This window comes from Streptomyces aquilus, assembly GCF_003955715.1.
Classification (GTDB): Bacteria; Actinomycetota; Actinomycetes; order Streptomycetales; family Streptomycetaceae; genus Streptomyces; species Streptomyces aquilus.
Map to the genome: position 1 here is coordinate 1,565,493 of NZ_CP034463.1, position 15,079 is coordinate 1,580,571.

Consider the following 15,079-nt stretch of genomic DNA (forward strand, 5'->3'; position numbering starts at 1 on the left):
TGTTCCGGTGATGTCTCGAGACTGACTCCGGGAGGGGGTCCGGGTCGTCGTACGGCCGGCGGGAGTGCGGGTACCTCCGCGGGAGTACGGCGGCACGCACTGCGCTGCTTCCCAGACCTCTGGCTTTCTGTAACTACTAGTATGTACAGTGAATCCATGAGCACCCCGGAGCGACTGATCGAGTCCACCCGCGAGCTGCTGTGGGAACGCGGCTACGTCGGCACCAGCCCCAAGGCCATCCTGGAGCGCTCGGGCGCCGGGCAGGGCAGCATGTACCACCACTTCCAGGGCAAGCCCGACCTCGCGCTGGCCGCGATCCGGCGCACGGCCGAGGAGATGCGGGCTACCGCGGAGGGAGTACTGGGCGGGCCGGGGACACCGTACGAGCGCATCGAGGCGTATCTGCTGCGCGAGCGCGACGTGCTGCGCGGCTGCCCGGTCGGCCGGCTGACCATGGACCCGGACGTCGTCGCGAGCGAGGAGCTGCGCGCGCCGGTCGACGAGACGCTCGACTGGCTCCGGGAACGGATCGCCGGGATCGTCGAAGAGGGCAAGGAACAGGGCCAGTTCGCGCCCGCGCTGGACGGCGAGGCCATCGCGGCCACCGTCGTCGCCACCGTCCAGGGCGGCTACGTCCTGGCCCGCGCGGCCGGCTCGCCGGGAGCGTTCGACGCGGGCGTCCGGGGGCTGCTGTCGCTCCTCGCACCTCGATAGCCGGGAGGCACTTCTTCATGCACGCCATGCAGTACGAGCTCACCTTGCCCGCCACCTACGACATGGACGTCATCCGGGCCCGCGTCGCCGCCAAGGGACATCTCCTCGACGCCTGGGAGGGCCTGGGCCTGAAGGCCTATCTGATGCGGGAGCGCGGCGAGCATGGCTCCCCCGTGAACCAGTACGCGCCCTTCTACCTCTGGAACAGCGTCGAGGGCATGAACTCCTTTCTCTGGGGCGGCGGTTTCCAGGGGCTGAGCGACGACTTCGGCCGGCCTTCGGTGCGGCAGTGGACCGGTCTGGCGTACGAGGAGGGCGGCGCCGTCGGCTCTCCCGCGCGGGTCGCGGTGCGGCGGCGTCGCCCCGTGCCGGAGGGCGTGGAGCTGGGCGACTTCACGGCGGACGCGGCGGGTGAGGCGAGGCGGTGGGCGGGCGAGGACGGGGCGCTGCTCGCCGCGGCCGCCGTCGACACGTCCCGCTGGGAGCTCGTCCACTTCTCGCTGTGGGCGCACGACACCCCCAAGGCGGAAGGCGATGTCTTCCAGGTCCTGCACCTGTCGGCGCCGGGCCTGGACCGACTGCCCCACGGACGCCAGTGGTGAGCGCGGTCCGCACGGTCCTCGGCGACGTGGACCCCGCGGGTCTCGGGGTGTGCGACGCGCACGACCACCTGTTCTTCGGCAGCCCTCGGCTGCCGGGCCAGGAGCTGCGGGACGTGTCCGCGGCCCGCGCCGAGCTGGTCGCCTTCCGGGCCGAGGGCGGCGGTGCGGTGGTGCAGTGGACGCCGTACGGCATGGGGCGGCGGGCCGCCGATCTCCCGCCGCTGTCCCGGGAGACGGGGGTCGCCGTGGTCGCCGCGACCGGGCTGCACCAGGCCGTCCACTACGACGAGCGGGTCCTGGAGGAGCTGCGGGGACCCCGGCTCGCGGAGCTCTTCGTCGCCGAACTCACCGCCGGTATCGGCACGTCGGGGGTGCGGGCCGGGCTGATCAAGGTGGCGGGCGGTTTCCACGCGCTCGACGCGCACGCGCGCTGGACGATGCGGGCGGCGGCCGAGGCCCACCACGCGACCGGGGCGCCGATCGCGGTCCACCTGGAACTGGGCACCGGCGCACTGGACGTACTGGACCTCCTGTGCGGCGAGTGCGGCGTGCCGCCGCACCGGGTGGTCCTGGGGCACCTCAACCGCTCCCCCGACTCGGTCACGCATCTGCAAGCGGCGGCTTCCGGCTGCTGGCTCGCCTTCGACGGGCCGTCGCGCGCCCACCACGCCACCGACTGGCGGATGCCGGACGCGGTGCGGGCCCTGGCCGAGGCAGGGTACGGCGACCGGCTGCTGCTGGGCGGCGACACGACGACCGCGGCGGCCCGCTCGGTCGACGGCGGACCGGGGATGCCGTATCTGCTGCGCCGGGTGCGGCCGCGGCTGGTGGCGGCCGTCGGTGCCGAGGCGGTGGAGCGCATGATGACGGTGAACCCCGGCCGGGCCTTCGCCGTCGACTGGCGGTGAACGGGCATGATCGGCACCGGGCGACGCCGAGAGGGAGTACATGGCACTGGAAATGCGCGACCGTTGCGAGCGCTGTGAGACGGCCGAGTTGCCGCCCGACGCCGCCGCCCGCATCTGCGTCTACGAGTGCACGTACTGCGTCGCGTGCAGCGAGGCCATGCAGAACATCTGCCCGAACTGCGGCGGCGAACTGGTCCCCCGACCACGCCCCGCCCGAACGGACCCGGCCTGACACACCTACGCGGGCACCGAGATGTCCACCGGCGGACGCAGCTTCGCCGCCGCGGCCAGGGCCTCGTGGGCCGGGTGGGTGTCGAACGCGGACAACAGGGCGGCGTCCGCCGGGCGTTCGGCCGCCGGGTAGGCGATCTGCTCGTACGCGGCCTGGAAGCGCGGGCCCCAGCGGCGGGCGCCGAGCCGCGCCGTGCGGGAGCAGTTGTCGACCATGTGGGCCACGTCGCGGGCGTGCATGTACGGCAGCAGGGAGTCGACGGCCTCGATGACGGACTCGTTGACGATCTCGGACCAGGGGTGGCCGCGGTCGGCGAACTCGTCGATCTGGGCGGTCATGGTGGCGACGAAGACCCCTGCCGTGAACGGGTCGACGGGCAGCTCGCGCACACCGCGCCGGGCCCGCACCCGCTCCGCGACGGACCACATGGGCGAGCCGCCGATCTCGCTCATCGGACGGGCGCCCAGGCGGCGTTCGGCGAGGATCACGCTGCGCAGCTCGGTGCCGTCGGCGACCTCGTCGTAGATCTCGGCGACGATCTCCCGAGCGGGAGCGTACGTCGCGGTGTACGCGCGGTCGAAGACGTCCCGGGCGGACGGGTCGAGGCCCTCGCGGACCGCGCGCAGCCCGGCCCGGGAGATCGTGCGGGCGATCGGGCCCGTCACGTTCTCGCAGGAGCGTTCGTACGCCGTCACCTCGTCGTTCCCGGCGAGGCGGTAGCGCGTGAACAGGGTCTCGACGATGCCGTGCACGGCGCCGAGCAGGATCGCGCGCTCGCCGACGATGTCCGAGCGGTACTCGCTGTCGAGGGTGGTGCGGAAGGTGTACGGCGACCCGAGCGCGACCGACCAGCCCAGGGCGAGGTCGGCGGCCCGGCCGTCCGGGTCGGCGTGGACCGCGTAACTGCTGTTGATCCCGGCGCCGTTGACCTCCGCGCCCTGCTGGTACAGCCGTCGCACGGAGTCGCCCATGCCCTTGGGGCAGACGGCGACCACCGGGTGCCCGGGCGGGAAGTCGCCGCCGGTCTCCCGGAGGTGCCCGAGCAGGAAGCCGTGCGAGAGGCCGATGCCGGCGCCCGGCTTCAACACCGTGAAGATCTCGGGGTGATGGGCGGCCAGCGCCGCGTCGGCGATCAGCAGGATCACCAGGTCGCTGTCGGCGGCGACGGCGAGCCAGTCGCCGAGGGTGCCGTCCTCCTCGGTGAAGCCGTGGGTACGGGCGTCGGCCGCCGACGCCGATCCGGGGCGCAGTCCGACGGCCACCGTGAGGTCGGTGCCGGCGAGGGAGTCGCGCAGGTTGAGGGCCTGGGCGCGGCCCTGCGGGCCCCAGCCGAGGACACCGATGCGGCGCACGCCGGCGAAGGCCCGCGGCAGCAGCGGGAACAGATGCCGGCCGCCGCGCAGGATGGTCTCCGTGCCGCCGGGCACGTCCATCGTCTCGAGGCTGAAGACACGGGAGGTGTGCGTGGTCGAGGTCATGGTCGAGTTGTAGGCTCGCGGCGAGCGTTGCGGCAAGCGCAACATGTGAAGCGGCCTCTTGCAGGAGATGAAAGGCGCAGGTGATCTGGTGCGTGACGACCATCGGGAGCTGCGTCTTTTTCTGCACCTGGCGCAGTCGCTGAACTTCGGACGGACCAGCCTCGACTGTCATGTCAGCCCGGCGACGCTGACGCGGACCGTGCAGCGGCTGGAGGCGGATCTCGGGCACCGGCTCTTCGACCGGGGGCCGCGCGGGGTGTCCCTGACGGCCGAGGGGCATCGGTTCCGTGCATACGCCGTCCAGGCACTGGAGTTGTGGCGCTCCTACCGCGAGGAACATCCCGACCCGGCCGAACTGACCGGCCGGCTGGCCGTGTTCGCCACGGTGACCGCCTGCCAGGCGCTGCTGCCCGACCTGTTGGCCCCGTTCCGGGCCGCCCACCCCCAGGTACGGCTCGACCTGCGCACCGGCGACGCGGCGGCGGCGCTGGCCCGGCTCGACGAGGGCGAGGTCGACGTCGCCGTGGCGGGCATCCCGGCACGGCTGCCCGAGCCCCTGGTGGGGCGGACCGTCGAGGTGACCGAGCTGGTCCTGGTCACCGCCCGGGACCGGCCCGACCCTGGCCTCGACGGGCCCTTCGTCCTCCCCCACCGCGGGCTCGTCCGGGACGCCGCCGACCGCTGGTTCCGGGCCCGCGGCAAAACGCCCGAGGTCGTCTGCGAACCTGACGGCCACGAAGGGCTGTTGACACTGGTCGCCCTCGGCTGCGGTACGGGGGTGGTGCCGCGGCTGGTGCTGGAGCACAGTGCGGTGCGCGAACGGCTGGCGGTGCTTCCGGCGGACCCACCGCCCGAGCCGTTCCCGATCGGGTTGTGCGTACGACGGGCCGATCTGCGCAGGCCGCTGGTGGCCGCGCTGTGGAGCCTCACGGCTCCCTGACGTGCTCCACGTCGGAGCCCATGGAGCCTCACCGCCCCCTGAGGCGCTCCACGTTCTCCCGGTCCTCCGGGTCCTCGCTGGCCTCGGCCGCGAACCACGCGTCGAGGATCTCCTTCATCAGCGGCTCGGACGTCAGGCGCAGGCCGAGGGCGAGGACGTTGGCGTCGTTCCAGCGGCGGGCGCCGTCCGCGGTGTAGGCGTCGGTGCACAGCGCGGCCCGCACGCCGGGGACCTTGTTCGCGGCGATCGACGCCCCCGTGCCGGTCCAGCAGCAGACGACCGCCTGGTCCGCCGTCCCGTCGGCGACCTCCCGGGCCGCCGCCTCCGAGCAGGCGGCCCACTGGGGGTCGGCGCCGGGCTGGAGGGCCCCGTGGGTGGTCACCTCATGGCCGCGTGCGCGCAGCTCGGCGACCAGGGCTCGCGCCACGGGTTCGTCCATGTCCGAGGAGACTGAGATCCGCATGGTCGCGAGCCTACGCGGATCACCAGGGCCAGATCACCAGGGCAGGGTGCCCTGGGCGGCGAAGAAGCCGCCGGTCGGTCCGTCGGGGCCGCTCATGGCCATGCGGACGATGATCTCAGCGCCCTCCTCGACGCTCTGGGTGCCCGTGCGGCCGTTGAGGTCCGTCGCGGTGAAGCCCGGTTCGACGGCGTTGATCCTCATCTCCGGGAAGGCCTTCGCGTACTGCACGGTGATCATGTTGACGGTGGTCTTGGACGCCGGGTAGGCGATGGCCTGGTAGAAGTGGGCCGGCGAGTCCGGGTCCGACAGTGCGGTCAGGGAGGCCAGACCGCTGCTCACGTTCACCACGACAGGCGCCGCGGACCGCTGGAGCAGCGGGAGGAAGGCGTGGGTGACGCGGACGACGCCGAAGACGTTGGTCTCGAACACCGTGCGCATCTCGTCGGCGGTGGTGCCGGCGGCGGTCGGGATGGCGTTGTCCGGGCCGCGCACCTCGATGCCGGCGTTGTTGACCAGGACGTCCAGGCCGCCCTCGGCCTCGACGGTCTTCGCGGCGGCCTGGACGGAGGCGTCGTCGGTGACGTCGAGCTGGACGAAGCGGGCGCCCAGCTGTTCGGCGGCACGGCGGCCGCGTTCGGCGTCGCGGGCGCCGATGTAGACGGTGTGACCTGCTGCGACGAGCCGGCGTGCGGTCTCGAAGCCCAGGCCCTTGTTCGCTCCGGTGATCAGTGTGGTGGTCATGGCTTCACCCTCCCTCCGGCCCGGGCGGGCAGCCAGACGACTCTTCTTCCTGGGACTCCCAGTACCAGGCGGCCGCCCGCCCGGCGCGGTTCACTGGGGGCATGACGACGACGGAACTGGGGCAGGCACTGCGCCGCTGGCGGGACCGGGTCGCGCCGCAGACCGCGGGGCTGCCGGCCGGCGGACAGCGGCGCGCGGCGGGGTTGCGGCGCGAGGAGCTGGCGCTGCTGGCGGGGATCTCGGTCGACTACGTCACCCGGCTCGAACAGGGCCGGGCGGCCAACCCGTCCGGGCAGGTCGTCGAGGCGCTCGCCCGGGCGCTGCGGCTGTCGGGGGACGAGCGGGAGTATCTGTTCCGGCTGGCCGGGCTGGTGCCGCCGGGGCCCGAGACGGTGCCCGGGTACATCACGCCGAGCGTCCAGCGGCTGCTGGACCGGCTCGTGGACACGCCCGTCGGCGTGTCCGACGCGGCGATGACGCTGCTCGTGGCCAACCCGATGTACGCGGCGCTGATGGGTGATCCGTCGGGCTTGCGCGGCTTCGAGCGCAACGGGGTGTGGCGCAACTTCACCGGTGCGCCCACCCGGGTCCGGCACACCCCGCAGGAGCGGCGCGACTTCGAGGCCGGGATGGTCGCGGAGCTGCGGGCGACGTACGGCCGCTATCCCGCCGACCGGCAACTGCGGCGGATGGTGGCGGAGTTGAGGGCGCGCAGTGAGCGGTTCGCCGAGCTGTGGGACGCGGGGGTCGTCGGCCGGCTGGAGGGCTCGCGCAAGACGATCGAGCACCCCCATGTGGGGCTGCTGACGCTGGACTGCGATCTGCTCCGGGTGGAGGGCAACGACCTGCACATCCTGGTGTATTCGGCGGAGCCGGGCACCGAGGAGGCCGAGAAGCTGGCGCTGCTCTCCGTCCTCGGGACCCAGTCACTGGTGGGCTAGGGGCCTGTCTGCCGAGCGTGCGTGCCAGGCGTCGCGCGGCAGGCGGGAATTGTCAGACAGGCCCGAGGGCCCTGAGCGGGTCGTCCAGCACCGGCTGCCACGCCAACTCGGCCGCGCCGACCAGGCTGTTGTGGTCCAGGGTGCACGCCAGGATCGGCACGCCGCCGCTCTGCCCCCACAGGCTGCGGTCGGCGACGACCGCGCGCAGCCGGTCGGGATCGGCGGCGAGGAGGGTGCGGTGCAGGCCGCCGAGGATGATGCGGTCGGGGTTGAGGATGTTCACCAGCCCGGCCAGGCCCAGTCCCAGGCGGTCGATGAGGGTCTCGGCGGCGGTGCGGACGGTCGGGTCGTCGTAGTGGTCGCGGATCAGTTCGATGGCCTGCTGGAGCAGGGACACCACGGGTCCCGGCTCGCGCCCCGCGGCCGTGAGGAGCGCCAGCGGGTCGGCCTCGACGTCGAGGCAGCCGCGGCTGCCGCAGTGGCAGGGGCGGCCCTCGGGGTTGACGGTGAGGTGCCCGACCTCCAGCGCCAGGCCCGAACTGCCCGTGTGCAGACGGCCGTCGAGGACGAGCGCGCCGCCGACGCCCCGGTGTCCGGTGGCCACGCAGAGCAGGTCGCGGGCGCCGCGCCCGGCGCCGTGCCGGTGCTCGGCGAGTGCGGCGAGGTTGACGTCGTTGCCCGCGAACGCCGGTCCGCTGATGCCGGCCGCGCGCACGCACTCGGCGAAGATCCGGCGCACGGGGGCGCCGACGGGCCAGGCCAGGTGGAGCGGGTTGAGCGCGCTGCCGTCGGGTTCGGCGACCGCGGACGGCACGGCGAGGCCGGCGCCGACGCAGCGGAGGCCGGTGGTGCGCAGCAGGTCGGCGCCGGCCTCGACGACCGAGCCGATGATCTTCGCCGGGTCGGCGTCGACGGTCTCGCGGGCGGGTGCGGTGGCGGCGATCCGGCCGCCGAGTCCGACCAGCGCCGCGCGGAATCCGTCGGCGTGCACCTGGGCGGCCAGGACGACGGGCCCGTCCTCGGCGACCGCGAGGCGGTGCGAGGGCCGGCCCTGGGAACCGGCGGCGGCGCCGGGCCGGGCGTCGACCCTGATCAGTCCGAGGGCCTCCAGCTCGGCGGCGACGGCTCCGGCCGTGGCCCGGGTCACGCCGAGTTCGGCGGTGAGCACGGCCCGGGTCGGGGCGCGTCCGGTGTGCACGAGCTCCAGCGCGGGCCCGAGCGCACCGCGCCCCCGGTCCAACCGCGTCCTCGAGGTGGTCCCTTCCCCCGCCGGCCGGGGGTCCGCGTTGCCGCTCATGAGGGCGAGTCTCCCATGATCCGCTGCGCGGGCCGCCTACCGGCCACTGACTCTCAGCGTGATGTTCAGCCGCCCGGTCAGCCCCAACTCCGGCGGCGCCGTGCCCGGGTACACCTTCGGTACGCCGTGGTGGGCGAGCCGCGCAGGCCCTCCGAAGACGAACAGGTCCCCGCTGCGCAGCTCCACGTCCGTGTAGGGCCGGGTCCGCGTCTCGGTGTTCCCGAACCGGAAGACACACGTGTCACCGAGGCTGAAGGACACGACCGGCGCGTCCGACTGCTCGTCGCTGTCGCGGTGCATGCCCATGCGGGCGTCGCCGTCGTAGAAGTTGATCAGTGCGATGTCGTACGGCGGAGGCGTCACCCCGAGGGCCTCCCGCGCCGCGGCACGTCCCAGTTCCCCGAGCCACGCCGGGAAGGGCTTCACCGGGGAGCCGTCGCCGTCGACGACCGTGCGGGCGTAGCCGTACGGGTACCAGTGCCACCCCAGGCACACCTGCCGGGCGGTCATCGTGCCGCCGCCGGGTGTGCGCACCGTCCGCAGCCCGGCCGGCGGGCGGGCCCAGTCCCGGCAGGCCGCCAGCAGCTCCCGTTGGCGTGCGGCGTCGAGCCAGTCGGGCACGTGCACCGCGCCCGGCGCGACCTCCGTACGGGACCTGGGGAACAGCTCGGCGTCCATGCACACCATCCTGACAAGAGGCGCTGAGCTGCGGCTCCGCCGGCGTCCCCGGGTCGCTTAGCCTGGACGCACGATGAACGACCGTATGACGACGCCCTGGGGCGAGCTGACGCTGGCCCGATTTCCCGATGACCCGCGTGACCGGCTGCGTGCCTGGGACGCCTCCGACGAGTACCTGCTGCGGCACCTGCGGGAGGTCCCGCTGTCCGGCACGGTCGTGGTCCTCGGCGACCGCTGGGGCGCCCTGGTGACAGCGCTGGCCGCGCACGGGCCGACGCAGATCACGGACTCGTACCTGAGCCAGGAGGCGACCCGGGCGAACCTCGCCCGCAACGGTGTCGAGACCGGTGCGGTACGGCTGCTCACGACCCAGGACCCGCCGCCGGGACGGATCGACGTGCTGCTGGTGCGGGTGCCGAAGAGCCTGGCCCTGCTGGAGGACCAGCTGCTGCGCCTCGCGCCCGGGGTGCACGAGGACACGGTCGTCGTCGGCACCGGCATGGTGAAGGAGATCCACACCTCCACGCTGAAGCTCTTCGAGCGGATCATCGGCCCGACCCGCACCTCCCTCGCCGAGAAGAAGGCCCGGCTGATCTTCAGCACCCCGGACCCGTCCGGCGAGACCGCCGCCACCCCGTGGCCGTACAGCTACGCCCTGCCCGAGGGCATCGGACCGGTCTCCGGGCGCACCGTCGTCAACCACGCGGGCGTCTTCTGTGCCGACCGGCTCGACATCGGCACCCGGTTCTTCCTGGGCCATCTGCCGGACAGCAGGGGCGGCCGGCGCGTCGTGGACCTCGGCTGCGGCAACGGAGTGGTGGGGACGGCGGTGGCGCTGGCGAATCCCCAGGCCGAGGTGCTGTTCGTCGACGAGTCGTTCCAGGCGGTGGCCTCCGCGGAGGCCACGTACAAGGCGAACGACGTGCCGGGGCATGCCGAGTTCCGGGTCGGGGACGGGCTGAGCGGGGTGCCGGACGGGAGTGTGGACCTCGTGCTCAACAATCCGCCGTTCCACTCCCATCAGGCCACGACCGACGCCACCGCGCGCCGGATGTTCGCCGACGCCCGGCGCGCGTTGCGGCCGGGCGGCGAGCTGTGGGTGGTCGGCAACCGTCACCTGGGGTACCACGTGACGCTGCGGCGGTTGTTCGGGAACAGCGAACTGGTCGCCGGCGACCCGAAGTTCGTGGTGCTCAGGGCCGTCAGGAAGTAGCCCGGCCGAGCAGCTGGACGGTCCGCTCCACCTCCCTCGCCATCGCCTCCCGTCCCACGGCCAGGTACGTGCGGGCGTCGACCGCCTTGGGGTGGGCGCCGAGGTACTCCCGTACGGCTCCGGTGAAGGCGATGTTGAGGGCGGTGCCGATGTTGACCTTGGTGATGCCGCCGGTGACGGCCGCGGTGAGTTCGTCGTCGGGCACGCCGGACGAACCGTGCAGGACGAGCGGCACGTCGAGCGCCGCGGCCAGGCGTTTGATGAGGTCGTGGTCGAGGGCGGCGGTCCGGGTCGTCATGGCGTGCGTGCTGCCGACGGCCACCGCCAGGGCGTCCACGCCGGAGTCGGCGACGAAGGCGCGGGCCTCGGCGGGGTCGGTGCGGGCACCGGGGGCGTGGGCGTCCAGCGGAGGTTCCCCGTTCTTGCCGCCGACCTGCCCCAACTCGGCCTCGATCCACAGGCCTTGGGCGTGCGCCCAGTCGGCCGCGGCGCGGGTGGCGGCGAGGTTCTCGGCGTAGGGCAGCCGGGCGGCATCGTACATCACGGAGCTGAACCCGGCGTCCGCCGCCTGCCGCAGCAGGTCGTCGCTCTGGACGTGGTCGAGGTGCAACCCGACGGGGACGGCGGCACGTTCGGCCACCGCGACGGCGGCACGGGCCAGGGGGTGCAGCCGCCCCCGCCTGAACTTGACGGCGTTCTCGCTCACTTGGAGGACGACGGGGGCGGCCGCCGACTCGGCGCCGGCGACGACCGCCTCGACGTGTTCGAGCGTGACGACGTTGAAGGCGGCGACGGCACAGTGCGCGGCGGCGGCAGCGGCGACCAGGTCGCCGGTGGGGACAAGAGGCACGGCTACTCCTGCGCGCCGGCGAGGATCACCGAGCGGGTGAGGTGGCGCGGCCGGTCCGGGTCGAGGCCCCGGGCGGCCGCGACGGCCACGGCGAGCCGCTGGGCGCGGACCAGTTCGGCGAGCGGGTCGAGGCCGCCGTCCACCCACAGCGCTCCGGTGCCCCGCACCTGTTCGGCCAGGCCCTCGGGCGCGTCGCCGAACATCCAGGTCGCGGTGCCCTTGGTCGTGATGCTGATGGGGCCGTGCCGGTACTCCATCGCCGGGTAGGCCTCGGTCCAGGACAGCGCGGCCTCGCGCATCTTCAGGCCGGCCTCGTTGGCCAGGCCCACGGTCCAGCCGCGGCCGAGGAAGGTGAACTGCGTGCAGTCGACGAGGCCTTGGGGCAGCGGGTCGGCGAGTGCGGTGCGGGCGTCGGTGACGGCTGCCTCGGTGTGCAGTCCGAGGTGGGCGCGGAGCAGGGTCAGCGCGGTCGTCGCGAACCTGGTCTGCACGACGGACCGTTCGTCCGCGTAGTCGAGCACCACGACGTCGTCCGCGGCGGCCATCACGGGGGTGTGCGGGTCGGCGGTGATCGCCGTGGTGCGGGTCCGCCCCTTCAACCGGCCGAGCAGTTCCAGGACTTCGGTGGTGGTGCCGGACCGGGTCAGGGCGACGACCCGGTCGTACGGCCGCCCCTGCGGGAACTCCGACGCGGCGAAGGCGTCGGTCTCGCCCTGCCCCGCGCCCTCGCGCAGCGCGGCCGCGGACTGCGCCATGAAGTACGACGTGCCGCACCCCACGATCGCGACCCGCTCCCCCGGCACCGGCAGCACCCCGCGGTGTCCGTCCGCCTCGGCCGCCGCGCGGGTCCAGCACTCGGGCTGGCTCGTCAGCTCGTCCTCGACATGCGTCATGTCGTTGCCCCTCCCCTGGATACCTGCTCATCAGATGCTTGTTCATGCAAGATATAGCGAGCTTTCGAGCAGGATCAAGCATTCGGGCGGCCGCGTGGGGTGCGCTAGGGTCGCCGGGTGATCGAGGATGGGAGAGTGCGCATGTCCCGCGACGCCCGCTGGAAGGCGCTACTGGAACTGCTCGTCGAGCGCGGCCGGCTGGAGGTCGAGGAGGCCGCCGCCGAGCTGGAGGTCTCGGCGGCGACGATCCGGCGCGACTTCGACCAGCTGGCCGAGCAGCAGATGCTCGTGCGCACGCGGGGCGGGGCGGTCGTGCACGGGGTGTCGTACGAGCTGCCGCTGCGGTACAAGACCGCCCGGCACGCCTCCGAGAAGCAGCGCATCGCCAAGGCGGTCGCCGATCTCCTCGCACCCGGCGAGGCCGTGGGGCTCACCGGCGGTACGACCACCACGGAGGTGGCGCGCGCCCTGGCCGTGCGCAGCGACCTGGCGTCCGGCTCGCCCGCGCTGACCGTGGTCACCAACGCGCTCAACATCGCCAACGAGCTGGCCGTACGCCCCCAGTTCAAGATCGTCGTGACCGGTGGGGTCGCGCGGGCGCAGTCGTACGAGCTCATCGGGCCGCTCGCGGACGGGGTGCTGAGCCAGATCACTCTCGATGTGGCCGTGCTCGGTGTGGTCGCCTTCGACGTCACGCACGGGGCCGCCGCGGCCGACGAGGCGGAGGCGGCGATCAACCGGCTGCTGTGCGAGCGGGCCGAGCGGGTGGTCGTGGCCGCCGACTCCAGCAAGCTGGGGCAGCGGGCGTTCGCCCGGATCTGCGCGGCCGAGTCGGTGGACATCCTGGTCACGGACACGGCCGTGGGCGCGGAGACGGTACGGCGCTTCGAGGAGGCGGGGGTCAGGGTGGTCGCGGTCTGAGACCGCCGGCGAAGATCCGCGCATCCCGCCGGTCCGAGACGGCCGGCGACGATCCCCGCACTCCGCCGGTCCGACGTGGCCGACGAAGATCCCCGCACCGCGCCGTCCGGCTCGTTCCGGGCACCGGCGCCACCGGATCGACCTAGGCTGGGTGCCATGGAGGCTGCCATGAGCGGACCATCGACCAACCGGCCCGACCAGCCGTATCTGCCGATCGCCGAGCACGGTCTCATCGGCGATCTGCGCAGCGTGGCCCTGGTGGGCACGGACGGCACCATCGACTGGTACTGCTGCCCGTCCTTCGACGCGCCGAGCGTGTTCGCGGCGATCCTGGACTCGGAACGGGGCGGCGCGTTCGAGCTGGCGGCGTCGGTGCCGGCCCGGACCAAGCAGTTCTACTTCCCCGACACCAACGTCCTGATCACCCGCTTCTTCACCGAGGACGGGGTCGGCGAGGTCCAGGACTTCATGCCCGTCGACGGCGAGAAGGCCGAGGTGGAGCGGCACCGGCTGATCCGGCGGGTGGTGTGCGTACGGGGTTCGATTCCGTTCCGGACCCGGGTCGCCCCGCGCTTCGACTACGGCCGGCAGCAGCACCGGCTGCGTATGGTCGGCGACGTGGCGGTCTTCGAGTCCGACCAGCTGTCGCTGAGCCTGACCGCGACCGTGCCGCTGGAGACGGACGGTCTGGACGCGCGCGCCGACTTCAAGCTCGCGGAGGGCGAGTCGGCGGTGTTCGCGCTGGACCAGGTCGGCGGGGACGTGTCGCCGCGCCGATGCGCGCGGACCGAGGCCGAGGAGCAGTTCGCGACCACGGTCGCCTACTGGCGGCGCTGGCTGTCGCAGTCCAAGTACCGGGGCCGCTGGCGGGAGATGGTGCACCGCTCGGCCCTCACCCTCAAGCTCCTCACCTACGCGCCGACCGGCGCGATCGTCGCCGCGCCGACCACGAGCCTGCCCGAGCAGCTGGGCGGCGAACGCAACTGGGACTACCGGTACGTGTGGGTGCGCGACGCCGCGTTCTGCGTCTACGCGCTGCTGCGCCTCGGCTTCACCGAGGAGGCCGAGGCGTTCATGAACTTCGTGACCAAGCACGTCAGTCCGGGCGACGGCAAACCCTCCGGGCCGTTGCAGATCATGTACGGCATCGACGGCCGCACCGACCTCACCGAGTCCGAACTCCCGCACCTGGAAGGGCATCAGGGCTCCGCGCCGGTCCGGATCGGCAACGCGGCCTCCGACCAGCTCCAACTCGACATCTACGGCGCCCTGATCGACTCCATCTACCTCTACGACAAGTGGGCCAAGCCGATCTCCAGCGCCCAGTGGGACGACGTGTGCGCCCTGGTCGAGTGGGTGTGCGCGCACTGGGACCAGCCCGACGAGGGCATCTGGGAGACGCGCGGCGGCCGGAAGAACTTCCTGTACTCGCGCCTGATGTGCTGGGTGGCGATCGAGCGGGCGATCCGCATGGCCAACCGCCGTGGCCTGCCCGCCGATCTGCCCCGCTGGCTGGAGTGCCGGGACACCATCTACCGGCGGATCATGAGCCGGGGCTGGTCGGAGGCACGCCAGGCGTTCGTGCAGCACGAGGACGGCGACGTGCTGGACGCGGCCGTGCTGATGATGCCGCTGTCGAAGTTCATCGCACCGACCGACCCCAAGTGGCTGTCCACGCTGGACGCGTTGACCCAGGAGCTGGTCTCCGACTCGCTGGTCTACCGCTACGACCCGCTGGCCAGCCCGGACGGACTGCGCGGCGACGAGGGCACGTTCTCGATCTGCTCGTTCTGGTACGTCGAGGCGATGGTGCACGCCGGCCGGGTCGACGAGGCACGGCTCGCCTTCGAGAAGATGCTGACGTACGCCAACCATCTCGGCCTGTACGCCGAGGAGATCAGCCACACCGGTGAGCAACAGGGCAATTTCCCGCAGGCGTTCACCCATCTCGCGCTGATCAGCGCGGCGTTCAACTTGGACCGGGCGCTGGGCTGAACAGGGACCTGGGGCGCAGGTCCGTCCAGTTGGTCTCGACATAGGCCAGGCAGGCGTCCCGGGTGTTCTCCTCGAAGACGACCGTCCAGCCGCCGGGGACCTCGGCGAACGAGGGCCAGAGCGAGTGCTGGCCCTCGTCGTTCACCAGGACCAGGAAACGGCCTTCGGTGTCGTCGAACGGGTTGGTGCTCATGTCGAGTACCTCCTGCGGAC

The 15,079-nt window shown here is 72.9% G+C and carries 17 protein-coding genes; 9 read left to right on the plus strand and 8 right to left on the minus strand.

Features of this window, described 5'->3' with window-relative positions:
- Positions 1–141: 141 nt before the first annotated feature.
- From EJC51_RS07270 to EJC51_RS07285, 4 genes are read left to right on the plus strand one after another with little or no spacing between them, the layout of a single operon-like run.
- On the plus strand, positions 142–714 hold the full coding sequence (locus tag EJC51_RS07270; protein ID WP_166682837.1) for a TetR/AcrR family transcriptional regulator: 573 nt from the start codon (positions 142–144) through the stop codon (positions 712–714).
- Positions 715–731: 17 nt separating this feature from the next.
- Entirely contained in the window at positions 732–1,316 is a 585-nt protein-coding gene (locus tag EJC51_RS07275; protein ID WP_126270290.1) for a DUF4865 family protein, read from the plus strand.
- Positions 1,313–2,224 carry a phosphotriesterase family protein gene (locus EJC51_RS07280; RefSeq protein ID WP_126270291.1) on the plus strand — a complete coding sequence of 304 codons (912 nt, stop codon included), beginning with the start codon at positions 1,313–1,315 and terminating at the stop codon, positions 2,222–2,224. Before EJC51_RS07275 ends, EJC51_RS07280 begins: the two co-directional genes overlap by 4 nt.
- Before the next feature lie 40 nt (positions 2,225–2,264).
- Positions 2,265–2,456 carry a DUF1272 domain-containing protein gene (locus EJC51_RS07285; protein ID WP_126270292.1) on the plus strand — a complete coding sequence of 64 codons (192 nt, stop codon included), beginning with the start codon at positions 2,265–2,267 and terminating at the stop codon, positions 2,454–2,456.
- 5 nt (positions 2,457–2,461) lie between these two features.
- Here EJC51_RS07285 and EJC51_RS07290 read toward each other — a convergent pair whose 3' ends face one another.
- On the minus strand, positions 2,462–3,934 hold the full coding sequence (locus tag EJC51_RS07290) for a ketol-acid reductoisomerase (RefSeq protein WP_126270293.1): 1,473 nt from the start codon (positions 3,932–3,934) through the stop codon (positions 2,462–2,464).
- 88 nt (positions 3,935–4,022) lie between these two features.
- Between EJC51_RS07290 and ilvY the strand changes: the two genes are divergently transcribed.
- Positions 4,023–4,874, plus strand: coding sequence for an HTH-type transcriptional activator IlvY (gene ilvY, locus EJC51_RS07295; protein ID WP_126270294.1), 852 nt, complete (start codon positions 4,023–4,025; stop codon positions 4,872–4,874).
- Between the two features lie 28 nt (positions 4,875–4,902).
- Here the strand turns inward: ilvY and EJC51_RS07300 are convergent, their stop codons facing one another.
- Complete coding sequence (locus EJC51_RS07300; RefSeq protein WP_126270295.1) at positions 4,903–5,337, minus strand: RpiB/LacA/LacB family sugar-phosphate isomerase; 435 nt, start codon at positions 5,335–5,337, stop codon at positions 4,903–4,905.
- Positions 5,338–5,370: 33 nt separating this feature from the next.
- Positions 5,371–6,078: an SDR family oxidoreductase gene (locus tag EJC51_RS07305; protein ID WP_126270296.1), complete on the minus strand. Its 708-nt coding sequence runs from the start codon at positions 6,076–6,078 to the stop codon at positions 5,371–5,373.
- A 101-nt stretch (positions 6,079–6,179) separates the two neighbouring features.
- On the opposite strand from EJC51_RS07305, the gene EJC51_RS07310 reads away from it, so the two are divergent.
- Entirely contained in the window at positions 6,180–7,019 is an 840-nt protein-coding gene (locus EJC51_RS07310) for a helix-turn-helix transcriptional regulator (protein WP_126270297.1), read from the plus strand.
- 52 nt (positions 7,020–7,071) lie between these two features.
- Here EJC51_RS07310 and EJC51_RS07315 read toward each other — a convergent pair whose 3' ends face one another.
- Complete coding sequence (locus tag EJC51_RS07315) at positions 7,072–8,316, minus strand: ROK family protein (protein ID WP_126270298.1); 1,245 nt, start codon at positions 8,314–8,316, stop codon at positions 7,072–7,074.
- Positions 8,317–8,352: 36 nt separating this feature from the next.
- Positions 8,353–8,994: an alpha-ketoglutarate-dependent dioxygenase AlkB family protein gene (locus tag EJC51_RS07320; protein ID WP_126270299.1), complete on the minus strand. Its 642-nt coding sequence runs from the start codon at positions 8,992–8,994 to the stop codon at positions 8,353–8,355.
- 85 nt (positions 8,995–9,079) lie between these two features.
- Here EJC51_RS07320 and EJC51_RS07325 point away from each other — a divergent pair, with 85 nt between their 5' ends.
- Positions 9,080–10,207, plus strand: a complete 1,128-nt coding sequence (locus EJC51_RS07325) for a methyltransferase (protein WP_126276855.1) — start codon at positions 9,080–9,082, stop codon at positions 10,205–10,207.
- Here the strand turns inward: EJC51_RS07325 and EJC51_RS07330 are convergent.
- Positions 10,197–11,057 carry a class II fructose-bisphosphate aldolase gene (locus EJC51_RS07330; protein WP_126270300.1) on the minus strand — a complete coding sequence of 287 codons (861 nt, stop codon included), beginning with the start codon at positions 11,055–11,057 and terminating at the stop codon, positions 10,197–10,199. The genes EJC51_RS07325 and EJC51_RS07330 overlap by 11 nt on opposite strands.
- A gap of 2 nt (positions 11,058–11,059) precedes the next feature.
- Positions 11,060–11,950 carry an SIS domain-containing protein gene (locus tag EJC51_RS07335; protein ID WP_126270301.1) on the minus strand — a complete coding sequence of 297 codons (891 nt, stop codon included), beginning with the start codon at positions 11,948–11,950 and terminating at the stop codon, positions 11,060–11,062.
- A 141-nt stretch (positions 11,951–12,091) separates the two neighbouring features.
- Here EJC51_RS07335 and EJC51_RS07340 point away from each other — a divergent pair, with 141 nt between their 5' ends.
- On the plus strand, positions 12,092–12,871 hold the full coding sequence (locus EJC51_RS07340) for a DeoR/GlpR family DNA-binding transcription regulator (RefSeq protein WP_126270302.1): 780 nt from the start codon (positions 12,092–12,094) through the stop codon (positions 12,869–12,871).
- Between the two features lie 168 nt (positions 12,872–13,039).
- Positions 13,040–14,866 carry a glycoside hydrolase family 15 protein gene (locus EJC51_RS07345; RefSeq protein ID WP_126270303.1) on the plus strand — a complete coding sequence of 609 codons (1,827 nt, stop codon included), beginning with the start codon at positions 13,040–13,042 and terminating at the stop codon, positions 14,864–14,866.
- Here EJC51_RS07345 and EJC51_RS07350 read toward each other — a convergent pair.
- Entirely contained in the window at positions 14,841–15,059 is a 219-nt protein-coding gene (locus tag EJC51_RS07350; RefSeq protein WP_126270304.1) for an MbtH family protein, read from the minus strand. The genes EJC51_RS07345 and EJC51_RS07350 overlap by 26 nt on opposite strands.
- Between the last annotated feature and the right edge of the window lie 20 nt (positions 15,060–15,079).